Source organism: Sinobacterium caligoides (genome assembly GCF_003752585.1).
Taxonomy (GTDB): Bacteria; Pseudomonadota; Gammaproteobacteria; order Pseudomonadales; family Sinobacteriaceae; genus Sinobacterium; species Sinobacterium caligoides.
In genome coordinates, this window is record NZ_RKHR01000003.1 from 1,389,466 (window position 1) to 1,412,282 (window position 22,817).

At 45.0% G+C, this 22,817-nt stretch carries 28 protein-coding genes and 1 tRNA gene; 11 read left to right on the forward strand and 18 right to left on the reverse strand.

Annotation, left to right across the window (positions count from 1 at the left end; translation table 11 throughout):
• Positions 1 to 25 precede the first annotated feature (25 nt).
• The 5 genes from EDC56_RS06230 to EDC56_RS06250 form a co-directional block, all read right to left on the reverse strand.
• Positions 26 to 1,450, reverse strand: coding sequence for a phage portal protein (locus tag EDC56_RS06230; protein WP_123711611.1), 1,425 nt, complete (start codon positions 1,448 to 1,450; stop codon positions 26 to 28).
• 101 nt (positions 1,451 to 1,551) lie between these two features.
• Positions 1,552 to 1,800 carry a hypothetical protein gene (locus EDC56_RS06235; protein ID WP_123711612.1) on the reverse strand — a complete coding sequence of 83 codons (249 nt, stop codon included), beginning with the start codon at positions 1,798 to 1,800 and terminating at the stop codon, positions 1,552 to 1,554.
• An 8-nt stretch (positions 1,801 to 1,808) separates the two neighbouring features.
• Positions 1,809 to 3,848, reverse strand: coding sequence for a phage terminase large subunit family protein (locus EDC56_RS06240; protein ID WP_123711613.1), 2,040 nt, complete (start codon positions 3,846 to 3,848; stop codon positions 1,809 to 1,811).
• 70 nt (positions 3,849 to 3,918) lie between these two features.
• Positions 3,919 to 4,431, reverse strand: coding sequence for a terminase small subunit (locus tag EDC56_RS06245; protein WP_123711614.1), 513 nt, complete (start codon positions 4,429 to 4,431; stop codon positions 3,919 to 3,921).
• Between the two features lie 430 nt (positions 4,432 to 4,861).
• Positions 4,862 to 5,125 carry a hypothetical protein gene (locus EDC56_RS06250; RefSeq protein WP_123711615.1) on the reverse strand — a complete coding sequence of 88 codons (264 nt, stop codon included), beginning with the start codon at positions 5,123 to 5,125 and terminating at the stop codon, positions 4,862 to 4,864.
• Positions 5,126 to 5,316: 191 nt separating this feature from the next.
• Here EDC56_RS06250 and EDC56_RS06255 point away from each other — a divergent pair, with 191 nt between their 5' ends.
• On the forward strand, positions 5,317 to 6,267 hold the full coding sequence (locus EDC56_RS06255; RefSeq protein ID WP_123711616.1) for a HEPN domain-containing protein: 951 nt from the start codon (positions 5,317 to 5,319) through the stop codon (positions 6,265 to 6,267).
• Here the strand turns inward: EDC56_RS06255 and EDC56_RS06260 are convergent.
• The 5 genes from EDC56_RS06260 to EDC56_RS20075 form a co-directional block, all read right to left on the reverse strand.
• Positions 6,264 to 6,644 (reverse strand): hypothetical protein, encoded by a 381-nt coding sequence (locus tag EDC56_RS06260; protein WP_123711617.1) that lies wholly within the window; start codon positions 6,642 to 6,644, stop codon positions 6,264 to 6,266. The genes EDC56_RS06255 and EDC56_RS06260 overlap by 4 nt on opposite strands.
• On the reverse strand, positions 6,641 to 7,066 hold the full coding sequence (locus EDC56_RS06265; protein ID WP_123711618.1) for a hypothetical protein: 426 nt from the start codon (positions 7,064 to 7,066) through the stop codon (positions 6,641 to 6,643). Before EDC56_RS06265 ends, EDC56_RS06260 begins: the two co-directional genes overlap by 4 nt.
• Before the next feature lie 124 nt (positions 7,067 to 7,190).
• The gene (locus tag EDC56_RS06270) at positions 7,191 to 7,637 is read right to left on the reverse strand and encodes a PDDEXK family nuclease (protein ID WP_123711619.1); all 447 of its coding nucleotides are present in this window, start codon (positions 7,635 to 7,637) and stop codon (positions 7,191 to 7,193) included.
• Positions 7,621 to 8,466, reverse strand: coding sequence for a helix-turn-helix domain-containing protein (locus tag EDC56_RS06275; protein WP_123711620.1), 846 nt, complete (start codon positions 8,464 to 8,466; stop codon positions 7,621 to 7,623). Before EDC56_RS06275 ends, EDC56_RS06270 begins: the two co-directional genes overlap by 17 nt.
• A 12-nt stretch (positions 8,467 to 8,478) precedes the next feature.
• On the reverse strand, positions 8,479 to 8,673 hold the full coding sequence (locus tag EDC56_RS20075) for a Cro/CI family transcriptional regulator (RefSeq protein WP_123711621.1): 195 nt from the start codon (positions 8,671 to 8,673) through the stop codon (positions 8,479 to 8,481).
• A gap of 109 nt (positions 8,674 to 8,782) precedes the next feature.
• On the opposite strand from EDC56_RS20075, the gene EDC56_RS06285 reads away from it, so the two are divergent.
• The 6 genes from EDC56_RS06285 to EDC56_RS06315 all read left to right on the forward strand — a co-directional run bounded on the left by EDC56_RS06285 (position 8,783) and on the right by EDC56_RS06315 (position 11,576).
• Positions 8,783 to 9,436 (forward strand): LexA family protein, encoded by a 654-nt coding sequence (locus EDC56_RS06285; protein ID WP_123711622.1) that lies wholly within the window; start codon positions 8,783 to 8,785, stop codon positions 9,434 to 9,436.
• Positions 9,437 to 9,583: 147 nt separating this feature from the next.
• A complete protein-coding gene (locus EDC56_RS06290) occupies positions 9,584 to 9,790 on the forward strand; it encodes a helix-turn-helix transcriptional regulator (RefSeq protein ID WP_123711623.1) in 207 nt (68 codons plus the stop codon).
• A 193-nt stretch (positions 9,791 to 9,983) separates the two neighbouring features.
• Positions 9,984 to 10,319, forward strand: a complete 336-nt coding sequence (locus EDC56_RS06300) for a hypothetical protein (protein ID WP_123711625.1) — start codon at positions 9,984 to 9,986, stop codon at positions 10,317 to 10,319.
• A 23-nt stretch (positions 10,320 to 10,342) separates the two neighbouring features.
• Positions 10,343 to 10,816, forward strand: a complete 474-nt coding sequence (locus EDC56_RS06305) for a hypothetical protein (protein WP_123711626.1) — start codon at positions 10,343 to 10,345, stop codon at positions 10,814 to 10,816.
• 52 nt (positions 10,817 to 10,868) lie between these two features.
• Complete coding sequence (locus EDC56_RS06310) at positions 10,869 to 11,138, forward strand: DUF3310 domain-containing protein (protein ID WP_123711627.1); 270 nt, start codon at positions 10,869 to 10,871, stop codon at positions 11,136 to 11,138.
• Positions 11,139 to 11,177: 39 nt separating this feature from the next.
• Positions 11,178 to 11,576, forward strand: a complete 399-nt coding sequence (locus tag EDC56_RS06315; RefSeq protein WP_123711628.1) for a hypothetical protein — start codon at positions 11,178 to 11,180, stop codon at positions 11,574 to 11,576.
• A gap of 233 nt (positions 11,577 to 11,809) precedes the next feature.
• Here the strand turns inward: EDC56_RS06315 and EDC56_RS06320 are convergent, their stop codons facing one another.
• Positions 11,810 to 12,304 carry a hypothetical protein gene (locus EDC56_RS06320; RefSeq protein ID WP_123711629.1) on the reverse strand — a complete coding sequence of 165 codons (495 nt, stop codon included), beginning with the start codon at positions 12,302 to 12,304 and terminating at the stop codon, positions 11,810 to 11,812.
• Between the two features lie 348 nt (positions 12,305 to 12,652).
• Between EDC56_RS06320 and EDC56_RS06325 the strand changes: the two genes are divergently transcribed.
• On the forward strand, positions 12,653 to 13,480 hold the full coding sequence (locus tag EDC56_RS06325; RefSeq protein WP_123711630.1) for a hypothetical protein: 828 nt from the start codon (positions 12,653 to 12,655) through the stop codon (positions 13,478 to 13,480).
• A gap of 389 nt (positions 13,481 to 13,869) precedes the next feature.
• Here EDC56_RS06325 and EDC56_RS06330 read toward each other — a convergent pair whose 3' ends face one another.
• Complete coding sequence (locus EDC56_RS06330; RefSeq protein WP_123711631.1) at positions 13,870 to 14,589, reverse strand: hypothetical protein; 720 nt, start codon at positions 14,587 to 14,589, stop codon at positions 13,870 to 13,872.
• A gap of 320 nt (positions 14,590 to 14,909) precedes the next feature.
• Here EDC56_RS06330 and EDC56_RS06335 point away from each other — a divergent pair, with 320 nt between their 5' ends.
• Both EDC56_RS06335 and EDC56_RS06340 read left to right on the forward strand, forming a co-directional pair.
• The gene (locus EDC56_RS06335; protein ID WP_123711632.1) at positions 14,910 to 16,061 is read left to right on the forward strand and encodes a ComEC/Rec2 family competence protein; all 1,152 of its coding nucleotides are present in this window, start codon (positions 14,910 to 14,912) and stop codon (positions 16,059 to 16,061) included.
• A 389-nt stretch (positions 16,062 to 16,450) separates the two neighbouring features.
• Entirely contained in the window at positions 16,451 to 17,710 is a 1,260-nt protein-coding gene (locus EDC56_RS06340) for an N-6 DNA methylase (protein WP_123711633.1), read from the forward strand.
• A gap of 12 nt (positions 17,711 to 17,722) precedes the next feature.
• On the opposite strand, the gene EDC56_RS06345 is transcribed toward EDC56_RS06340, so the two are convergent.
• The 6 genes from EDC56_RS06345 to EDC56_RS06370 form a co-directional block, all read right to left on the reverse strand.
• Positions 17,723 to 18,367: an MAE_28990/MAE_18760 family HEPN-like nuclease gene (locus EDC56_RS06345; RefSeq protein ID WP_123711634.1), complete on the reverse strand. Its 645-nt coding sequence runs from the start codon at positions 18,365 to 18,367 to the stop codon at positions 17,723 to 17,725.
• A complete protein-coding gene (locus EDC56_RS06350; protein WP_123711635.1) occupies positions 18,364 to 19,479 on the reverse strand; it encodes a DUF262 domain-containing protein in 1,116 nt (371 codons plus the stop codon). The genes EDC56_RS06345 and EDC56_RS06350 overlap by 4 nt, the downstream gene beginning before the upstream one ends.
• 149 nt (positions 19,480 to 19,628) lie before the next feature.
• Positions 19,629 to 20,873 (reverse strand): tyrosine-type recombinase/integrase, encoded by a 1,245-nt coding sequence (locus EDC56_RS06355; protein ID WP_123711636.1) that lies wholly within the window; start codon positions 20,871 to 20,873, stop codon positions 19,629 to 19,631.
• A 189-nt stretch (positions 20,874 to 21,062) separates the two neighbouring features.
• Positions 21,063 to 21,139: transfer RNA gene (locus EDC56_RS06360), tRNA-Arg, on the reverse strand.
• Positions 21,140 to 21,258: 119 nt separating this feature from the next.
• A complete protein-coding gene (locus tag EDC56_RS06365; RefSeq protein WP_123711637.1) occupies positions 21,259 to 21,516 on the reverse strand; it encodes a YebG family protein in 258 nt (85 codons plus the stop codon).
• Positions 21,517 to 21,601: 85 nt separating this feature from the next.
• On the reverse strand, positions 21,602 to 22,318 hold the full coding sequence (locus tag EDC56_RS06370; protein ID WP_123711638.1) for a class I SAM-dependent methyltransferase: 717 nt from the start codon (positions 22,316 to 22,318) through the stop codon (positions 21,602 to 21,604).
• 159 nt (positions 22,319 to 22,477) lie between these two features.
• Between EDC56_RS06370 and EDC56_RS06375 the strand changes: the two genes are divergently transcribed.
• Positions 22,478 to 22,747: a hypothetical protein gene (locus EDC56_RS06375; protein WP_123711639.1), complete on the forward strand. Its 270-nt coding sequence runs from the start codon at positions 22,478 to 22,480 to the stop codon at positions 22,745 to 22,747.
• Positions 22,748 to 22,817: the final 70 nt, after the last annotated feature.

Genomic DNA, 22,817 nt, shown 5'->3' on the forward strand with positions numbered 1-22,817 from the left:
GCTAGGTGCCAACAGTCTCCTGACGCTACATCACCTCGTCGGTACCACCGCCAGTCATCGCACTAACACTATCGGCAAATGTTAGCTTAATCATGTATTCCGGTATGCCTGCATCCTCCATCGCCTTAATATCTGCCGCATACTCTCCCCAAACTTTCACTGGATCCTTACCTTGTGCACGTATGATTTCACTAATAGTTTTAGCCTTTAACTTCACAGCCTCTTTAGCTGCAGCAATATCCTTTGTTGGGTCGACCCAGTCCCACCCCCGCGGCTGCCACTCAACATGGGATAGACGAACTATCTCCCCTGGCCCATACGCCACACCAGCTATAGTCTTAATTTCGCCAGCCAGCAACGCAGATTCAAGCCATCGCTGATAAACCACATCATGAAGGTTATTAATGAGCCACCGCTGCTTCTTCTTCCAGTTAGAACGCTCATCTAACTTACTAGAGCGGTCGCCACTGTAGTTCATATTTTCATATTTCCCTGTCAACGAGGTGTATGAAACACCCGCCCCCGTAGCTATATTGTGCTGTGTGTTTTCAACAAATGGCGCATAGCCTGCTGCGGGATATGCATCGCCCGTGAACTCCTCAGCCTTCAAGCCTGCCGGTAACGTATTCCATTGCCCCGCCTCTACCTCAAATTCCGGCTCAAAATCGGGATCGTCGGGATCAAGGCCAAGGGCTTCGGCTGCCTCCGGCGTTTCTGGCGTCAGAAAACCGAGAGTACTAGCTGCATTCCTTGACGCAGCTAACTGTGCGTTGTCCATCTTCCCCAGGTTATGCATATCACCTAGCGCAGAGGACGCCCAGGGCAACCCCCTGTACTGACCAGGCATCTCTGAAATATAGCCATGACATACCTCCTCTGCCGACAGCTCTGTGATACTGCCACCTGCCGTGTCGAACACACCACGTACTTGGTAGCCATCAACACGGCCTGTGATGCTATCGATCCGAGCACCGTTTATTACTGGTGATGGGCTACGGGCTGCAGAATAATCAGTAGGGACTCTTGCAGCATCGATCATATAAAGCTGCAACCCGTACTTGCCAGTCCCTAACAATTGAATATAAAAATCACCATTGATAGCCGCGCTAGCCACTGCATTATCTTGATAGTCTAGCCACGACCATCTACCCCCCACATCACAGTTATTACGCTTCGACCACTCTCCCCAAGCCCGACTGATATCTGCTGCCGCTACTGCATCAACCTTCCCACGGCGATTTAGTGGCTTAGGCACGCAAACAACGCCAACATCACCAACGATGTTATTAACATTTAGCCTTACGAGCTGACGCATTGAATTGTTATTTACTGCCATGTAACGACTGCGAGCCATCAACTTAGGGGCATTCCTAGCTATCAACTCACCCGCACTGATTGACGTAATAGGTATGCTTCCCATCGTCCTGTCGTTGCTCGCGTCATCTAGCATTGCCTTCGCTTTAATTGTTGTCCTGTTGTTTCTAGATGGTCGACTGCGAAGCGTACCATCCTGATTTGTGACCGTAGCACTGGCCCATCTTTTGAATATTCTCAATCTGTAAACCTCACTCGAAGTCGGCCAATTAGCGAAACACCTGCCGCTTTTTTATCCTCCATGGCAACCATCGTTTTATATCTATCGCGCAACAGCATTAAGTCAGCAATAGGTGTACGGCTCAGGCTCCGGCTATCGATCGAATAAGCCATCTGGTCGCGACTGGCTCGCTTTTCAATCACCGCCTCTATTGCTGCAAGCACTCGTTTAGCATGTGTTCGATCATCTCCCACTGTTTCCCCCATTATCACCCCTATCGCCTTCGCTTAATTGAGAACTTTTTCCGCTTTCCTGCCTTCGGATTCTCTGGCATAGGGGGGCTTTGGTCTCCTGACGCTGTTGCCTTCGCTTGCTTCGCTGGACGCTCGTGGCGTGGTTCGTCGTCATCCCAACTTGCTACACCATCTCCAGTTAAATACCTCGAGAATGTCGCCCACTTGGGATCAGGCGTACGCAAATATAGCGCCGCACGCGCGTAGCCTCGGCAATCAAAGGCCTCATTCCTGGCGCCATCGGCCTTCACCCATGCTCTAACAGGGAAGCCCTTAACGTATCGTGTAATTAGCTTCTCAGCCGTAAGCATCTTGAAGTAATAATCGTCGTATTCTGGCCGATCAGGAAAGTGGCTATACCCTACCCCTGCATCCTGAACATTGAGTGATCGAACAGTTAGCAGCTTAAGTTCATCCACGCATAGAGGGTACAGCGGAACCGGGCGGCGTGATTTCTTGCCGCGTATCTTTGATGATGGTGCTCCGCTTAACGGCTTCCCCCATCCGCTAACGCCCTTAATTGCATGCACTCTTCTGCCAGCCTTCCCTTTAACGTATGTATAAACACGATCAGGCTTGTCTGATGAGTCAATACAGGTTGACGAAACCTTAATAAATGCACCACTCTCATGTCTATATTCACGCTCCCTGACTTCATTAAGTACACGCCATGGGCTGTTCTCGTCGCTTTCCTCTAGATCAGGGTCACCGTTAATAACAATGTATCGAACACTCCATGATTCGTACCCATCCCCCCAAGCCACTACCTCCAGCTCAAGGCGGTCAGCCTGTACGTCAACCCCCATAGTTAAGACGACACCACCCATAGGGACATCCCAAACACGCCCGGTGTCTAGATTGCCATAGAGCTCCTTACGCTCAATTAAGGCTTCATAACTCGCTTGCTCACCGACCTCTTCGTAAGTCTCAGCCAAAGATACGTTATAGAACGTCTGTAAATCACCTTGGGCTTTTTTCTCCAGGTACGATTCGATTATCTGCTGCCACGTACGAAACGTGGAATATAACTCGCTTATATGTGCGCTTGCATGCCCCTTGAACGGCCTTGTTTCTACCCACTCCCCTAACCTTGCCGCTACAATTTTCTCGCTATCTGTCATCCTGTGCTGGCAGTGTGGACATTCATGATATCCGGTTTCCGGCTCGTCGATAATCTCACCGGTCTCATCGTCAACAGTCGTACGCCAGTGGATGTTATCCCACTCCAAACGGTGCAACGTTCTGCAAGAGGGGCATGGAATATGGCGATACATCCTATTGCCATCTAAAAACGATTGCTCTACAAATGACTCCCTTCTAATCGTCGGTGTTGACGTTATGACTACAAGAACATCATCACCATAAGTAGCTGCGCGCTGCGTCAATAGACTTACTGGGTGCCCTTCCTCAGTCCGCGCATAACCATCGACTTCATCGCACATTATTATGGGGGCAGATATACCACGCATTGTCTTTGGTGACCCAGCCCATGCGAATAGCATCTCTCCACCTGCATAAGTGATCATTACATCATTATTCTTACCAACAGTTCCGCGTGGCTTAGCGATTAGGTTGGTAAGTGTTGGGGACGCTTCGAATATCTTCTCCAGCTTTTGAGCTCGCCATTTTTTTAAGTCACTTTGACTTGGAAACATCACGATTTGAGGCTGTGGGTCATGACCAACGTAGTAACCATTCAGGCAGTTTAATATCGTGGTCTTAGCTGTTTGCGCCCCCCACATTAACGTGATTTTTCTGACATCAGGATTAGCTGCTAGATCGAGGATTTCACGACAATGGGGTGCATTGCGAAACCGAATAGGTCCTGCAATAGCATTACCACTGGGTATATTGATATTTTCTTCTGCCCAGTCACTCGGTAGCATCTGCGGTGGAGGTAACAAGTAAAGCATGGCGCTCGAGAGTATTCGCCTTAACCCCTCGTCATTCAAGAAGCCCTCCTCCTTGGCCTCTTCCCGCATACGCCTTCGTTTGCTTGCCAGCCCCTCTACTCCCACCATTAAACCTACAGCTCCAAGATTGAGCGATAAATCTAGGGTTATAGGGGGCTACAGTCTTCTGACGTCTCGGCTAATCATCATCTTCACCAGGCTCTAACAACTCTCCAACATCACCCGCCATTATCGACAGGGCTTCATCTATCTCCTCAAGTAAGAGCGTTTTTATTGTTCGCTCGTTTGTTTCCCCAACTAATGACTTGCTGACTCGCTCACCGACTTTGCGAATTCTCCCTCGAGTCTTTGTAAATACGTCAACAAGTACTAACCGTACATGCTCAAGCTCTATAACTTCCCCTTTCATCCTTGCCGCCTTAACCTCAACAACCTCCGCTTCAGCTCGTAGCTTTCTGAGCTCTAACTCCTCTCTATTAGCAGTAGACTTATTCCCTGCCGCTTGCTTGCGCTCATGTTCCAGCCGCCAATTTAAACAAACCGGTACATCATAGAATGCTCTCTTTCCACCACCTGTTCGGCTGTGTTCCGGCATCCCCTGCTTCACCCATTTAGTCACTGTAGGAGGTGTCGTCCCCATCAAGTCACAAAGTTCCGACTTACTTACTAGCTTTTCAATATGCGCAGCCATTCCGTCCCTCCCTAGTGACTAAAAACAAGCTCGAAAAATTGCTGAAATACATGAAAGCACGGGGGGGTAAACACTCGCGTGCCTAAATGCCTAGGAAGTACCTAAACGGGGGGCCCCCCTACATAGGTCAATACTAACTATCTTGATCACCTACTTGCTCGATCAGTGCTTTGATCGACTTGATGACAGCCATATCGTCTCACCGCCTAACGCCTGGGCAAGATGGCGCGCCTTGTCGGCACCTATAGTCCTGACGATCCTAGCTCCTATCGTGCTATCACCTCTCTTACGACCTATGTTAGAGGTGATGGGGATGCTTAGACATGACGTACGACCACCGTTCGCTCTAGGGGTCAATGGTCGGTACTCATCTACAAGCGCATCAACTGCAGCGGTTCCGATCGCATCAACTGCGACCTGATAGTCACTATCATGCATTGCTCTTGATCTCAGCAAGCCGTGCCGCCCTAAGCACTATCAATGCCTGTGGCAAATCTGCCTTATTCATCTCAAGAGCCAAATCAGATAACAATTCATCATCTAATGTGTTGCTGCTCATTCGCGACAGCTTAAAAAGAGCCCACATCATTACGCGAGTTATAAATCGCTCGCTAACAATACCTTCAACTAATTTCCCGCCTATACGAGCCAATATGTCAGACAATAGTGATTTGATAATAAACGAACCAAGCATGGCAATACTCTCTATGATACCTTACGCCATCCATCATCCTTTTTCTTCTTCTATTACTCCTCTGTCGTAGCAACAAATAACGATAAAAGTCCCTATTAATTGACTAGAGGGAAGCAACAGGGTAAATACAAAAAAAATTTCACTGAAAACGACACAATCTATACCAACCACAACTCTAAAGAAGAGCGACCATGAAGAAACTTAGAATGATAGCAACATTTAGATATCTAAACATTTCAGATAATATTAAAGGAGGGTTTACTCTAATGCCTTTAGTTAATATCACCAACGACCCAGAAATAATAAAGGACATTCTTAACCAAGAATTTATAACGACAGCCGGAACTATTGAATCATCTCACTTCAAGGACGCAAACCACATTATTTATAGCGAGTGCGATGATACATTTTTTCAAGGACTTGGAAGCCAGAAAGCATTGGCTGTATGGTTACACTGGCTAGGTATGCTAATAAAAGATGCATGGTTGATCAAAGATCACGCTATCGAATGTGACATCGCTTATTGCAATATGAAATCAGGTATAGTCTCCGAATGGTCAAACAACAGCATTAGGTTATCTAGCTCTTTTAGCTCAGGTGTTAAATTTAAAGAGGTTACTTTCAGCTTGTCTGAACTGGCAGAACTAGAAGAAAAAAGTTTTAAGCTTCAATCATATTTACACCAAAAATCTTCCTCCACATTTAATGAGTTTGTAGACAAACAATTTTCAAGGACAGGAAGAGCTCTCCGTTTTATAAGTGCCGCTCGTACAGAATGCCACCCTGCAATTAAAATCTCACATTACTGCAGTGCACTTGAAAGCCTTTTTTCTACAGATAGCAGTGAGTTAGTTCACAAACTATCGGAGCGTATCGCAATTTTCCTCAAAGATTATGGTTATGATCCATGTGATATTTTTGATGAGATCAAGTCATTCTATGGAATCAGATCTAAAGTTACACATGGAGATAGCATTCAACCAAAAAAGATTGACAAAATACCAAACTTAAGCGTCAGATGTGATGAGCTGACTAGAGTGATACTTAACATTATTCTAAATAACGATGAGGTTCTAAAAGTGTTTGACGGAAAAAAAGATGATTTTGAAAAACACTTTAAAAATATTCTATTAAATTCTTAGAATAAAAAATCAAACAACCTCATCTGCTGAGGCCTAATCCATCCATGATCACTCGACCACACCCAGACCACATCATTGACGTCATCCGAACGGCCTGGGCCACTTGGGCTCGCGACCCATATGATCTCACCACCATATGCCTCGCTAAGCTTCATTGCCATCTCCACTCCTATCGTTCCGATAAGCCGGTGCCCGTATACCTGTGCAGTCTTACCTAAATTCTCAGCCTTGGGCACACTTAGGCATACAGCATAGGAGCCATTAGCCCTTGGCAGATCTGGCTTGAATTCCTTCAATATTTTCCAAGTTAACTCCTCACCAATTACATCAGCAACAACTCTAAAGGTCTCATAGGTACGACCAGCAGCAACTATCATGTGCTCTCCGAGGCCTCTCGTGCTGCACGAGCCATCAGGTACGCTTCACAATACTGGTTATCAAACACCGCTCTGTAAGCTCTTTTGCTGTAGGTATAGCCCTCGATTTTAAATCGTTTACGACCGCCACCTAGTAAAGTAACGCACCAACAACCACGGTATTTATCGAGAATGACGCCTGCTATTGCCCATGGCGGCGTTACTCGCTTACGCCCACATGATGGCTTTGGCTTCCCCTTACCGTACGTCTCACGCGTGGGGATGTTATTAGCTGCTTCATACTCCAACTTATAACGCCTCGCGGCCGCCATACGCTTTCGCTCACAAGGATACTCACTCACCTTGAACAATACGCGGTGATCACCAACCTTATACCTGATGGTCCCGTACTTTGTTACTGAGATTCTATAATCGTCAGTCATTCCCCGCCTCCCAATACTTCCGCCTTAGCTTTCACATTACTTATCAACTGCCCTGTAAAAACTAAACTTCTAGATATCATAATGTATTCGCTTATCCATCACTAACAACCCTTTCTGTGGCACGTCACCCATAAGCATCATCGGAATATACAGCTGCATCCCTGCTCGCTAGATGCTGCCCCCAGTCGCCCTGCAAGTACGCGAGTATTAACTCCATCGCTGAAGTGCTCCCGAAAGCAATACACCCTGCGTAGCCGCGTTTCAGCCTGCGCTCCAGAAACTGCTTTTGATTAGCCTGAGTTGATGGCTTGAGATCTTTTGGCTTTTTCATCTCAACGTACAAGCCGTTGTAGCCACCCGATGCAATAGATAAAAACAAATCTGACACTCCTGCTTTGACGCCAGTTTTCTTAAGTAACGCCCCCTCAGTCTTACTACGACCACCCCCGTTTGGAATGGCGAAAAGGTGGTCAACGATAAACCCGTCTTGCTCTCCCTCGATTACGCATCGTTCGACTCTAGCCCAGTCAATCAGGTGCTTTTGATGGTGATCCTCAATGCTCATTCTCATAAATCGAACCTCCCATACTTACCGATGAGTTTGCCGTTCGCCAACTTCTTGCCTGCGCCGGCGTACCGAGACGATCAAAAACCCATTTGGCCTCAATCCCACACCAACCACTCTGCTCTGCGAAATCCAATGCTGTTTCAAGCGGTATCCCACACATGAAAAGCTCAGTAAGTGGCCCCGCCATGGTTTCCAATGTTCTCCAGGTCACCGAATAGCGTTTTTCTCTGCGCATCGAAATCCAGGCATCGAAGCAATCTGGATCTGGCTTGTGTGGCCACCCCCACTCAGCCCAATCATCGACCGATGGAATCAGTTTCGTTGTGGTTGTGTTTTTTGATTTAAATTCGCCCACCAAATTCTTCGCGGTATATATATTCTTTTTGATAGGTTCATTGGTAGGTTCAAAAGAATGGTAGGTTCTGGGTGTCACTGTGACACTACCCCCTGGTGTCACAGTGACACTAGGGTGGTCGCATTCTGACACTACCCCTGGTGTCACAGTGACACTAGGGTGGTTGCATTCTGACACCACCCCTGGTGTCACAGTGGAACCACCCCCCTCCTCTATTGTGAGGTGAATCATGTTTGAATGATTACCTTTTAGACCACCTTTTCTTATCTCTACCTTCAAGAAACCACTCTCCTCAAGTGCTGACACATGTCGAATTACCGTGCTTCTGGACGCCTCACAACATCTAGCCATAGTCCCGTAAGAAGGCCAGCAACACCCTTTTTCATCTGCAGTATCGGCTAGATAGATAAGGATTAGCTTTCTGATTGGGTTACCAACTTCAGCCTTCATAGCCTTTGCCATTAACTCAAAGCTCATATCAGCTCCTTGCTAGCCACACTTTGGGGGGCTGGTATAAAAATTAGGGTTATATTTCAACTTCCCACTAGTAATACGCTCAAGCCGGAGAGCCTGCTTTTCTGGCACAACTTCCCCCCACCGAGAAACCGCAGCCTGCGATATACCTAGGGCTAACGATGCTTTAGTAGTCCCCTCAAAGTGAGCTATCACGCTTTTCTTTCTCATATCTATCCATCCTCAATCATCGTACAGAGGCACAATATAACCAAAGTTATCAGCCCGTCAATAACTTTAGTTAGTTTCACTGTTATAACAAAAGTTATATTGTATCGAGATGAATAATTTAGCGAAAAACCTCAGAGCTAGACTCGCCGCCGTAGGCATGACCCAAAGAGAGCTGGCAGAGAAGTGCGGCATATCTCAAGTAATGGTGCACAAGCTGTTATCAGGGAAATCGACGTCTACAACCAAGATACTTGAGCTATCAAGCGTTCTTGATTGCAGCCCAGAGTGGCTCATCAATGGCGAGGATGAAGAGCAAAAAAAACCTTCAGCTCGATATTGTAGCGAAGACGGCAGCAGCCGAATGGGAAGCGTACCGCTTATTTCGCTCGTACAGGCAGGAGACTGGACCGCGCTAATGAACCGGACAGATCTCGAGGAGCCTGAGGCATGGCAGGCAACAACATCAAATGTTGGGCCCCACTCGTTCGCACTAAGGGTTCGAGGTGATTCAATGCTAAACCCTCTCGGCTTCCCATCAATCCCCGAGGGCTCGATAGTTATTGTTGACCCCGACTGCTCCGCCGATAACGGTAAAATTGTAGTTGCCAGGCTAGACGGGACAGCAGAGGCCACCCTCAAAAAACTTGTTATCGATGGCCCCCATAAATATCTGAAACCCCTCAACCCCGATTATCGCCCCATAGCGATTAATGGTAACTGCTCCATTGTCGGGGTAGTAAAGCAAGTAGTCTCCGACCTATAAACAACCTTAGACAGCCTAATAACAGCCCGCCTTAGAGCGGGCTTTTTTTTACCTCGAGTAAATAAATTAACCAAAGTTATTGACCAAGATAATAACCATGGTTATATTCTCAGTGGTGACATATAACCGTTAGCGAGAGCAAAGCACATGAACACTTCAAACATTACCCCCGAACGCATCCTAAAGTTGGCAGAAGTTAAGAGCCGCACCAGCTGCTCCACAACCTTCATCTACGAAAAGATATCCACTGGTGAGTTTCCCAAACAACTCCAAATTACCCCTCGCTCAGTCGGCTGGCTGGAATCCGAGATTAATGGCTGGATAGCTGAAAAAGCAGCCCAGCGTATAGCATGACCCCGACAAGTAGCGAGGCAACTCACATGAACGCAAATAAGTTAAGCAGGGTAGTTAACCCTATTCACAACATAACCGGTGTCGACAAAAAGGAGCTTAGGCTTAAGTTAGCAGCACTAGAAAACCGTCTAGGACAACAGCTTATTAGCTCCTTAATCCTTAGTGACACCCAGGCAGTAGTTGAGATAACCCCGTGAGTGCATTTGCTGTATTCGGCGTTTCACGGCAGCTCTGCCTCATCAAGGCCAAAAAGGCTGTTAGCAGCAAGAATCTAACTTATGAAGAGTGGCTAAAAGAGTCTGAACTGAAGGCTGAAGCAATATATAAACAAGGGCGCAAAGTCATCCTTTCGTGGCGATACGATGCACCTCAGTTCTGCGACGAGTTCATCAAGGCATGCGATAAGGACAACTATAAAGACCTAGAGGTTCGAGTTCTGAGCATTATTGGCACTACAAAGAATGGCGAAGAAAAAATCTCATGGGAAAGGTACGAGAGAGAAGAGAGCTCTTCCCTACTTCCGCAGTAACGCAAATATTAGCGAGGTACATAATGAAGTTTTCCAAACATGAACTAAAAGTGATGAGCCGAACACTTACCGCAGGCTCTACCATGAAATCAAAAGCCCTTGCCTATGCCGATGAAATCGCACAAGCCTACCTTGCCGGCCACTCTCTTCGCATACTAGCCAATGATTACGACGTCTCACGTACAGCAATAACTTCCGCACTTGATAGCAAAGGGGTTAAACGGAGAAGCCAGCAGGAAAGTAACAGGCTTGGGGGTGGCGTGAGCATGATAAAAACAAAGAAGGCGTGGCAGTGTGCGAACATCATTGCCGAAGAGTACAGGGAAGGTTACACACCGAAGGAGATTGGGGATAAATGGGGAATATCCCCATTTACTGCCCGAAGGATTGTTATTAGCACAGGCCAGAAAACTCGAAGTGTTCGTGAGAGTCATTCAGCTTCAAATGCATTAAAGCTTAAAAACGAGAAACTAAGAAGAATGACGTCGACACAGTGAACTCCCACCTTCCATCAACATACCTCACCACGAAACATAGGATCCTATATTTATGAAAGCCAAGCCCCCCCCTACGGTTACCACTCCATCCAGCTCCGCCTCAGGACCTCATACGCCTGCTAAAGCTGATAGCCATTATGATGCAGGGGGGATCAAGACTATCTGCATTCTCAAAGCCAAGTTAACACCAGAACAATACGAAGGCTTCCTACTAGGCAATATCATCAAGTATTCATCTCGAATTAATCACAAAGGTCAATTTGACTCTGATGCCCGCAAGATCGGCGTATATACAAAAATGCTTGAGGAGAATCGTGCGTGAAGATCTGCTTAATTGGTGATCAATACTCTAGGATACCCTATGGGTAACCGCATCATACCAACCATATTATTACTTGCTGCATTAGTCTCACACTCCGCAGTTTATATCGCAGGGAAGGCTGTACAGCATGCCTCTGATATCAACGCAGAGACTAAGCGCCAAAACGAAATCGAAGCTATGGCAAGGCGAGACCAGGAGAAGTTAAGCAGGCAACTGAACGCTGCAATAGCATCACTCGCCGCCGAGCAACTGAAAAAGCAGCAGGTTAAAACCAAAGAGGTCATCAAATATGTCGACAAGTATCACAAGGCTCTCCCTAATACTCGTGATTGTATTAATCGCTCCGGGCTGCTCAAACTCAACAACGTTACAACGCCTACCCTACCCGCAGCCACCAGCCGATCTAATGGAGCCACCACCATTACTTCCAAGATATGAAGGTGCAGATACAGCAGCAGAGGTAACTCGAGCTCGAGGGAGAGCAATTACTGACACATGGAATAAGTATGAGCAACTTCAAGCATGGGCTAGAAGATTGCGCAACTAAACAGAAAAACTCACGCAAGTGAACTTGCTTTACTTATAGCAACCTAATCATCTTCTTTTTCCAGCCTTATATTACCCCCCTTACCAAAGTCAGCCTTGACTGCAACATATCAAAAAAACATTTATTAAGTTGCTATAAGATTCTTAGCAAATTCTATGGACTCTATTGCATCGTCCCCTTTAAAATTACAATATACACCTAAGTCTGAAAACGTCACATATAGCACTCCTGCCGTATCCTCTGATAACGACATCAATGTATCTAAAACACCTAGTTCGTGCCTTATTACTTTCTCCACCAGGCCTAACTTGAAGCTAACCACCAAGTAATCCGGATAATCACCACCTTCAAAATAAAACTTAACAAAACCATTTTCCTTTACTTTATTTTTAGATATAGAAAATGGAATATTTAAAAACTGTTTTGAAATTGCGCTACCGACCCCGCTAGGAAACCTTCCCTCTCCGCGTATCTCCCCATAACCGCGAAGATCCTTGTCATACCTGGATACAACCTCACTTTGAAAGAAACTAATATTAACATTATTAGTATTATAATCCCCCAACAGCAAAGTCATATCACTTCCAGCAACCTTAAAATAAAAATCAACAGAAATCATTTCTTCACCCTCACAGAAACACAAAAATTAAATAACCACACAGAAATATTTTTCATAAAAAACATTAACCATTTCCTCTCCATATTTAGGAGCACCTAAATACAGTAACCAAGAAAAGCATAAAAAGCCTTTGCTTGGCCTAGAAAGAGCTCATAAGCCACTACCCTTAACAACAAATCATACTAACGACCATATACTTTAAAACACACATCAACGTAGTTACACACTGCTTTGACAAACAATAAACCGTAACTAGACTAAGTCAATCAAGCAAAATGGAGGGGTGCACCTCCAGCCTGATATCAAGCACGGTCAGGACGACCAACTATCATTTCATGGAGAAGAAATTTGAAAAACCTATTATGTTCCATCGCTACCATCGCCTCCATCGCTACTGCAACGAGTATTATCTCAAGTGCCGCTTATGCTGCTGATTCTAAAGCGACAGTTACCTTCGATCAGGGACAGGGACTTCCTCTCCATTTAGAAGCACCAACAAGCTATGAAGTAACTGTAAACTTCGGGAAGACATTTTCATCCATAGAAGTGGTATGTTTTTGGGCTAAGTACGAAGACGACTTGCTAGATGTAGGTGATTCGATGACGCTTTCAGTACCATACACCCCCTTAGAAACCACAGGCTTGGAGTTACTTTGGAGCAATGACGGGGCAGAAGCTCAGAACCACAGGGAGTTCTGTACAATGGCTTGGAATCTGGAGCCCGCATTTCTTGACGGTGAGCACTCATTTACAATTAGCATGACAAACGGCGAAGCTACACTGAAAAGTCTTGACGTTACCATTACTGGCGAAGAGAGTAGCAGCCTTCAAACCTTTGGTGTGGGTATCACCTTAGATGCAGGGGAAGGCCTTGTCGCTGCGACCGGTGGTAGAGTGAAGTACGATGCAAGCATTGAAAATATAGATTTGCTCTCATCTTACAAGGACTATATCCAGTGGTCTGTATTGTCTTTCCCTGATGGCCAAGAGTACCCAATTCATAAATCTCGAAAGGTTCAGCTAGGCGCAGGGGAAAGCAAAGAATACACACGCACTTACTTGAATATACACAGTTGGTTTCCTGCTGGTGAATACTCGCTGACGTGGTACGTAGCCGATCCTCTGGACGGCGCCATCATAAGTGACAAACTAGAGTTCACCAAAACAAACCCATAACAATAATGGATTAAGTCGCTTATACGAGGTGTTATATAAGCGACTTAGCCAATTCTAGATGTTAGCTGCCAAGTATTTAGCATTCTCAATACGCTGAGAGCAAGGACTGGGGTGCTAGCAAATATCCGATCTAAGCAAGAGGATAAATGATGCAACAGCATCAATCGCCGCAGAGCAACACCTCCAAGATATGAAGGTGCAGATACAGCAGCAGAGGTAACTCGAGCTCGAGGGAAGGTTATCACTGACGTATGAAATAAATACGAACAACTTCAGGTGTGGACAAACAATACACACAGGGGTCATTAGATTACTTAGAGCTAGTGAGGCTATTTACCAGCAACTCCTCTCGGTTTTGACCATTAAAACAAACATACTCATTAGCTAAATTATTTTTCTAAACCTAATTCAAGTAAGTCATGCTTTTTTTGCACGCAACCAAACTCTATGCTCTTAATGATCAGGTCCGATGCTCTTTTATATCCGACAACCAGAATAATTGCCGACAAAGTAGAAAAGAATACTATAGAAAAAATTAAAAAACCTTGAGATAGAAATGAGCCAATGAAAGTTAAATCATCCTTAGGAAGGATCTTTATCTGAATATTTAACCCGAATATATAAACAGCCCATATAGCGCCAACCAGCCACTTATAAAAGGAAACTCTTGCTGTGACTCTACTGTATATCTTATCTATATTCTCCTCCAGCAACTCAATCTTTTCTATAGTATCTAGCCTTTCCTTTTCTATGTGATCAGTTGTTATTTTTACGTGTTTATCAGTAACACCATAATATGCATAAGTACTAGGAACAGAAAATATAGCAGGTATCATTGGCAGAAAAACACTGAGACTTAATATATAGACCGAGTATTCACGATGATCATTAAAACTAGAAGAGGCCATAAGAGTAAAAAAAGAGAAAATAATTATTAAAACAAATGAGTAAACGCCTAACGGCTTAAAAAACTCTTCAACTCCTATCCTCAAATAGGAGAAAGGGAACAAGACAAATCTTGTAAAAAAGCTCCAAGCTTTATGATCCGTTGACAGACCTAAAATACTGGCCTCAGTCTTCTCCAGTATTCTCTTAGTCATTTGAAACATGGTAATCCATCTCCTTTAACCTAAAGCACCACTATGCATATTATACTTCAAGATAATACATCATTATTGTCTAATTGATTAGACCTCAAATAATCAAACTTACGTCCCACAAACTTCAAAATAATAAGCGATTACAATAACCACTCCTTCATCATAGTTTCATAAAACCACCAAGCTTCAGCCCCTCTTTTCTATCTTTACACCGATATCTAGCCGGTAATATAACCCTTTCTTGTTTGTTTTAATTAGGGCAACGCCGTAGCCTTTCAGAAGAAGGCTAAATAAGCGTCTTCTTCAATCAAACAATTAATGGACTAATTATGAATATATTGAAGCAAACCCTTCTGTGGGCGCTATTAGCGTGCACAACTATCTCGCAAACCAACGCCGAAACCCAGAGCCCCGACAAACGAATAGATCCACTGATCACGGTCTTCAACGTTGACCAAGCTGCAGCAATGGTAATCATCTCCCCTAACTTAGAAGCGGTACTTATAGACTCTGGACGCCGTGCCGATCAGGGGGTAAGGATAGCTAATTACCTAAAGGACAAAGGCATCAACACACTTAAGGCTGTCATAACCACTCACTATGACGCAGACCATATCAAGGGGCTCCCTAGTCTCATCGAAAACGGCATCGCTGTAGAAAGAGTCTACGACCAGGGCCCATCAGGGAAGCGAACACTTTTATCTCCAACAGGTAAACAGACAGTTTACGGTAAGTACGTTATATCAACTGGTGACTTTAACGGCAATGGAGTACAAGACGAGGGTGAGAGCAACTTCATACGCCAGAAAGCAGAGTATGGTGACACCATATATCTCGGCGCAGAAGACGAAGTAAGCATTCGTGTCGTCTCCGTGCGAGGCGATACACGCGGTAAATCTAACGACTTAGACCTAGACCCATCTAAAGGCAATAAATACTTCGATGAGAACCCTGGGTCTATCGGGGTCACTATACGTCACAAAGAGTTCACTATGTACTCTGGAGGAGATCAAACAGGAGCTAGCTGGAAAGATAAACCTAGGGCCGAAGAGTTAATGCTGCTATCGGGTGCGATTATAGGTGGTAATGATGTCGACGTATTAAATGTCAATCATCATGGCTCTGATACCAGTACATCAAGTGACCTGGCAAATAAGCTAAAGCCTGAAGTCTCTATCATCTCAACTAAGTTTGGTCACGATCGACTCCCTAAGAAAACAACCTTGAAGCAACTTGCCGAAGCAGGCTCTGTTGTACTAATTACTGGTGATGGACAAGATGATAATGGTGAGTTTGCCGAGAGCAAAAGCACTGAGGATGATGGCTGGGATGCTAGCAAATATCCGATCCACAACGATCAGGGTGATATCGAAATTTCAATTACAAGCGGTGAGTATAAAGTAACCAGCACCAATGGCTTTAATCGTACATACAGCTTTAGTCAGTGCAAAACACCTCCAGCTTATATCGCGCTGCAATAATCCTTTTTTAACATCTACTAACCCTATATAAAAGACTGCGATAGCGAAGTTCTATCGTAGTCGCACACTAAATCACGATCAATTTTATTCCGATAAGTGCAAGCTCGGAAGATAACGCCCCAAAGACCTTTATCTTTCTATATATCATACTCGAATACTTCAAAACCCCAACCTGCCTCAATCACTACCGCAAGATAAAACCAGTAAGCTCATATTGCAACATCGGGCAAGAGATAAACAGTCTAGAGCCATTACGCACAACAAAGGCTTACTATGCGCTATATCACTTAACCTCAAGTTATATTTATATGCTAAATATATCAAGCAATTAGCGCACTACAACTAAACATTACCAAGTGATATACTAGCAAGATTTACGCAGTATTTTTATGAAAAGACTTGCCAAACACAATCAATCGATACGAAGCATCTTCGGGTCATTAGACGCTGAACTCTTGCAGTCCGCTGTTGATTTAGACTCGATTGATGACATATTAAGAGATTGCCTCTCAAAAGAAGAGATGCGAGAAGCTGGCAGCTATTTTACAGGACAATTACTTGCTACAAAATTAGTCAACTCTTTTCTAGCACCGATAACACTTAACTCAATAGTATTAGACCCCGCTTGCGGTGCAGGAAACTTGCTAATCGAGTGCTCACGCAAGTTAGGCGTCAAATCTAAACTATCCAAAACGTTGCTTTCTTGGGGGAAAGTACTACACGGAACCGATATACATCATCATTTCATCGAGTCTGCGAAGCTAAGAATTATAATCGAAGCCATTAACAGAGGCGTTGAAATTGACTGCAACCTTGAGGAGGCACTCTTATCTCTTCCCAACATTAAAGTAGGGGATGCATTGTCGGTAACAGAAAAAGAGCTAAGCCAGGTTACTCATATAATAATGAACCCACCGTTCACTACTTGGCCTTCGCCTTTAGAAAATTATTGGGGGAAAGGCAAGATCAACGCGGCCGGGATTATTTTTGATAAGTATATTAGGCTATTACCCAAGGATTCCAACATTGCCGCAATCCTTCCTGATGTTTTACGTTCAGGAAGCTCTTATCATAAGTTTAGGAGCTATGTTACCACTAGAATAATAGCTTCTTGCGACATCTGGGGAGCATTCAACTCAAAAACTGATGTTGATGTATTTATTTTGTCTGGCTATTTTGGGGCAAAGCATAAGAACAAAATTGAGTGGCATAAACCTTTAAATAATTACACGCCCCTATCAGATCTTTACGATGTAAACACTGGTTCCTTAGTAGCTTATCGTGCACCAGAAGAAGGACCACTACACCCATATTTCGACCTCAAAAATAGCCCAGCTGGAAAAACTGTCTACAAGGAAACAAAGTATAGACGTTTTAAGGGGAAGGTCTTTAAGCCACCATTTGTTTTAGTTAAACGCACCTCTAGCCCGTCCAACAAAAATCGAGCATCTGCAACTATTGTCAACATCGAACACCCTGCTGCCGTCGAAAACCATATGGTTGTAATAACACCAAAAAGCTTAAAGGTAGAAGACTGTGTTAGCTTACTACGAGTACTGTGCTCCGAAAAAACGAATGATTTCCTTAATGATAGAGCTAGAATGAGGCACCTAACTATAGGCGTTATTAAAGACATACCTATAGATTGAAAATCTTAAATTTTATTTTAAATACAGACCTGACTCTACCGAGTCTATTATAAGATCTTTGAAAGACTGTATCATACCTAACAACTGATCAGGTAAATCGTTATAAACGCTCTCTAAATCTTCTTGTCTAACGTATTCACCATGAGCAATTTTGTTCCTATACTTTATAAGCTTTGTATTAAGGAAATTTTCTTTTAACTCGAAGGTTGACGTTCTCAACCCGAGCTGAGAAAGTATAGCCGAAAGCACCTCGTAATTTAGATTTGAATGGGTATTAATAACACTTGATGGATCCACTCTAAATTTATTCGCCTTGCTTTCCTCATAACATTCAAAGATTTTTTTTTGGCTAGAAAAACTATTTGCAGAGGCCCCTTTCCCAATCCTATGACCCGCACTCATATGCAGGAAGTTGTCTGTCATGTCCTGACATTTCGGCGCTACATATGACAAATAATTCAAATAAGCTTCGGCGCAATACTTAATATGTCCTTCCCAATGAGAGTACAGTAGAACTATAGAGCTTCTCATAACAACAGATTTTTTATGCTGCCTTTTATCTGAAGTCAAGAACTTTAAATTTGTAAACTCTCTCTTTCTCCATGCAAGATCATTATCAAGAGAGTCTTGAAGCTCCAATGCTGATCGTATTTTCAACAGATCAACTCCTTGCCTAACTTATTCAGCCTAATCATTCTATCTACTGGTCGAACGGACTTTTCGATTATATTTTTATAATCATCATGATTAGTAAGTGCCTTCGTTTCGCTGCGTATAAGCTCTATGATTTCCTCATCACTTTTTGAATTTTTTTCAATCAAAACCGATACAGGGGCCGCTACCGCCTCATAAACTGTCACACTCACAGCACCTTCATAGCGTTCTTTTATGTGATTGTATTTCTTAAACGCACTTTCATCACATGCAGCATCAATCAACTTAAATGTTTTTTTGAATAATTCTTCTTCTTTATCGAAGTCAAATCCAGAATCCTTACTCAACAAGCGATTCATCTCTGCACTGATATAAGCGCCTATATCTTTGTGCTCTGCCCTGATCTCTTCTGAAGAAAACCTCTGGACAAAAAACCTTAAAGCAAGTTCTTGGCCATAACATTCTCTTTTTTGCCTTTCTGAAACAGGTGTAGTTGATAAAAAGCATTTATCTTCAGCCAACCCCTTCAGCCAATTATAAGCATTCGCATTAAGCATTAACAGCATGCAGTTTCTGACTTCTTGATCGGAAAGCTTAGAACCACCGGTATTAAGTCGTTGAAAAAGCTCAAACTTTGTATCGTCTTCACTTTCACGTTTTATTATTTTTATGTCAATTTTTTCTCGTTTAAATACCCGTTTTATCTCCTGATCAATTTCGCCATCAACACTGTCATCACTCCATTTTTTACCCTTGAGAGACGGTAGGTATTTTGTTGACTCTAACTCTAAAGCTGGCTGTATCTCTCCATTAGAATCTTTAAGTTTACCCATAAAGGATAAAATAGTTGATATACGCTGCACACCATCAACCACATCCCACACACCATCCTCTCGCTGAGAGACAAAGATAGAAGGCAAGGGGATGCTAAGTAAAATAGATTCTATAAGTTTACTCTTTTGCTCGGAGCTCCAACGATAAATTCTTTGAAAATCAGGGTGTATATCCAAGTCACCATCATCATACAGATTTGACAGTTCACCTATAGACATAGGATATTGGTCTGATTGGACTTTCAGGCGAGCATTGTTAAATTCATCAATAAGATTTGACATTTAAGCCTCGTAAATATTTACCTACAATATCATAGGCATAGTGTTAATTTAATTATATTAACGCTTAAGCCCAACTAGTTCCATAGCTACGGCACTCGGAGGCATAACAATCTCACAGACAAAACAATTCTCTACAGCCACCTCACTTACTACCTTCTCTGTTGAAAACTTCCTGCAATCACATTGCCTGCTAGTGTCTGTCCCTTTAATTCATCAAGGTAATCTGCCCACTTCTGAATCATATCTATTCGCTGGTCCAGGTGCTTAGTTCGGTTGTACGTACGGCCTAATGGGTCACGAACAGAACGGCCAGACTGGTGCTCTATCCACTCAACAGGAAAGCCAAGACGCTCATCAAGCATTGTTCTCGCCGTAGCGCGAAAACCATGAAATGACTGCGTGTTCTTTGTGCAATACCCCATCTTACGCATTGCCTTGTTTACCGAGGCAGGAGTCGCAGATTTAGACTCTCGCTGTTGATTAGTGAATACATAACGGCTATGCCCTGTCAGCGGGTAGATATCGCGTAACAAGGCAACAGCCTGACGAGACAGAGGGACAATATGATCATCTTCACGTGTGTTCCGTTCCTTCTTGCGCTCCTTGGGGATAATCCACAGCGCACCATCAAGATCCAATTCATTCCACTCCATCCCTGCAACCTCCCCTGGTCGCTGAAATAGTAATGGCGCCAACGCCAGCATCGTTCTAACGACATGGCTGCCATAGTAACCATCTATATCAACTAACAGCCGCCCAAGCTCTGCCGGCTCTGTGATCGCCGCGCGAGGCTTTACGACCTTCGCTTGAATCGAGCCAGCCAGGTCTGGTACAGGGTTATGCTCAATTCTCTGAGTTTGTACCGCATACCTGAAAATCTGCCCCATCACCTGGAGCGCATTATAAGCAGTCTCTATAGCACCACGTGTTTCTAATCGCTGTATGACTTTCAATAGATCGATAGTTTTAAGCTCGTTAATCGGATATTTACCGAGATAAGGCACTAGGTTTTTATCCATTAACCATCGTCTTTTTTTAGCGGTAGAAGCAGCCCAGGTCTTAATATTTCTCTGGTACCACTCTTCAGCAATCACGCTAAAAGTATTCGCCATTGCAGTAGAGTTACTAGCCTTCTCTGCCCTCCTTGTCTCTGCCGGATCGACCCCCGAACGGATTTGTCGCTTAGCGTTCTCACGCGCCTCTCTAGCCTCAAGTAACGAGACTTCGGGGTAAACACCAAGAGCCAACGTTTTTTGCTTACCGCCGAACCGATATGCCAGGCGCCAATACTTTAAGCCTGCGCTTTTGACCAACAAAAAAAGCCCACCCCCGTCGGACAGCTTATAAGGTTTTTCTTTAGCCTTAGCATTCTTAACGACTAGTGTTGTAAGCATACTCACCCACCTAACATTGTCCCTTTTGTTGGTACCTGCTCGCCAGGTTAGGCGAGGTACCAACAAAAGTACCAACAAAAATGTCCCACTTTACGCGAAAGAGGACGGCCTAATGAGGAACATAATAGGGCTTAAACGTAGTGATTACAGCATGCGGTGAAGAGTAGAGAATTGGAGCGGAAGAGTATTTGGTGCCCCCAAGTGGATTCGAACCACTGACCTGTCCCTTAGGAGGGGACCGCGCTATCCAGCTGTGCCATGGGGGCGTGGCGGGCATTGTACCAGCTGCGCTGGAGAATGCAAAAACGCTTAATGCATTAAATCAGTTAACAATTCTACACCGTCGTCGACGCCGTAATGATGCCGGCAACGGTGTGCTCGAGCGCTACTCGTCGAACTCTTCGTCCGGCTCTAGCAGCAGCTCTGGCTTGCCCTTACAGGCTTTCGCCAACACCTCGCGGCGACGCGCCAACACCAGGCCAATTTCCTCGAGCGCGTTCTCGTCGATATCTTCAACGTGCTGCTCAATCAAGGCAGAGATATTCTCTGCCAGCTCCAACATTTTATCGTGTTCTTCCGCCGCTTTTTTATCACTAAACATACTGTCGTCCCGGTCGCAAAGCCACATAGCCACTACAGCCATAGTTTCCTCCTCATGATTTATACTGTGGTTTTATACAGCAATCGCTGCCATTCACCAAGTGTTTTTCCTGTTATCTTTTTCACCGCTAGCATTGGGCACCGTCGGAGGCGACCTCTTCATACTGGGCACTGTAAATATTCACCTGATTAAACTCCCGTGATTCATCGAGATCAGGGATGGTACTGCTCTCGAAGGTCTGCCGCTTTCGATAGGGTTCTACCGTTAGATTACGCACCCTGGAGTCGGCTAACAAGACTGTTTTTGCGCGACGGGCAAACTCAGCCAATAGCGGCATATTCTCTCGATCGTAGAGCACGTCGGCAACCAGAATAATATCGATGGGCTGGTGATAGGCAAAGAAGTCACCACAGATGTCCAGCTCGACACCGTTCAGCTCGGCGTTGCGCGCCGTCGCCAACTGCGCCACCGGGTCGATATCACAGGCCACCACGTGGGCGGCACCGGCCTTGGCCGCGGCGATCGCCGCCACCCCCGAGCCGCAGCCAAAATCCAACACCCGCTTACCCGCCACCCAGTGCGGCGCATCGAGCAGATAGCGCGCCATCACCTGGCCGCTGGCCCAGCAAAACGCCCAGTAGGAGGGCTCGTCCATCAACCGCAGTATGGTCTCATCGTCCAGCAGGTGTTGGGGGTAATCGGCATCGAGCAGGTACAGCGCCAGCGCCGGGCACTGGGGCAGCCGCTGGCTGTAGACGCGGGCATCGGGCAGCGTCTTAGCCGCCTGTTCGCTCAAACGCGGGCACGGTTGTTGCACTTTTTCTGCGGGGAATAACGCTGCCATGACGGCTCACCTTTCGTTTTCAATGACTCAGTAAAACCAGCTGTTGTATATCAGCGTGTGAATTCGCTAACAACTGCTATTATTAATAGTACGCAAAACACACAAGTCGATAATTTTTAGTGTTTTTATGGATAACGCGTCTCGCTGGAGAAGACTATAATGCCTGCACCCTCTGCGACAGAAAAACAAATGGCCATACGTGAAGCCATCCGCATGCGTGAAGCGGATGAAGACCCTTACTATCTGGCGCAAACTTTACTCAATCAAGATCTCAGCATCAAGAAGCTTAAAATCGTGCTCGCCCTCACCGAGCAATTACTGGAGGAGATCGAAGTCGATAATATCGAGGAGTTAATCGACGCCATCGCCACCGCTCACCGCATCATGGCTGTCACCGATCAGCAACCGGCCGACCCGCTACTGACTTAACCTCACCGATGCCTCTCACTCACCGGTGCGCTTGCTGCGCCGATCCTCGTCACTCACTGATCACCGTCAT